Origin of the sequence: Microbacterium sp. 69-10 (assembly GCF_001897945.1) — a bacterium.
Lineage (GTDB): Bacteria > Actinomycetota > Actinomycetes > Actinomycetales > Microbacteriaceae > Microbacterium.
On sequence record NZ_MKRT01000018.1, the window covers coordinates 11,409 to 12,012 of the forward strand.

Annotated in this window: 2 protein-coding genes; one reads left to right on the top strand and one right to left on the bottom strand. The window is 69.2% G+C overall.

Annotated features, from left to right (window positions below; all coding sequences use genetic code 11):
* A partial coding sequence (locus tag BGN97_RS06870; protein WP_292699265.1) for a type II toxin-antitoxin system RelE/ParE family toxin occupies positions 1-312 on the top strand: 312 nt, incomplete at its 5' end.
* Here BGN97_RS06870 and BGN97_RS06875 read toward each other — a convergent pair.
* On the bottom strand, positions 313-604 hold a 292-nt coding region (locus BGN97_RS06875), incomplete at its 5' end, for an ATP-dependent helicase C-terminal domain-containing protein (RefSeq protein WP_292699268.1).

A 604-nucleotide genomic window follows, 5' to 3' on the forward strand; every position in this document is an offset into this window, starting at 1 on the left:
GTTCATCGCGGCGAAGAAGCAGTGAACTCGTATCGGCTCACGCCGGCGGCGCAGCGCGATCTCTCGGGCATCTGGGACTTCACACAGGAGCGCTGGAACGCAGCGCAGGCCGAGATCTACGTGTCCGAGATCCGGGCCGCCATCGAGCGGATCGCTGAGGATCCGCAACGGGGTCGGGCGTGCGACGATATCCGCGAGGGCTACCGCCGCTACCGCATCGGAAGTCATCTCGTGTTCTATCGTGCGACGGCCTGCGGCGTCGACGTGATCCGCATCCTGCATCAGCGGATGGATCCGTCCCGACACATGTGATCAGTCGCGCGCGGCGCGGTTCTTCGTGTGCCGGGTGGGAGCGGCCGCCCAGGGGTCCTCGGGCCACGGATGCTTGGGGTACCGTCCGCGCATCTCGGCGCGCACCTGCGCGTACGGTCCCGACCAGAACGAGGAGAGATCGTCTGTGACGGCGAGCGGACGCCCTGCCGGGGAGAGCAGGTGGAACAGCACCGGCACGCGGCCGTCGACCAGCCGCGGCGTCTCGGCCCAGCCGAAGCACTCCTGCAGCTTCACGGCGACCACCGGCCGCGCCGTCGGGTCGTCCAGCGGC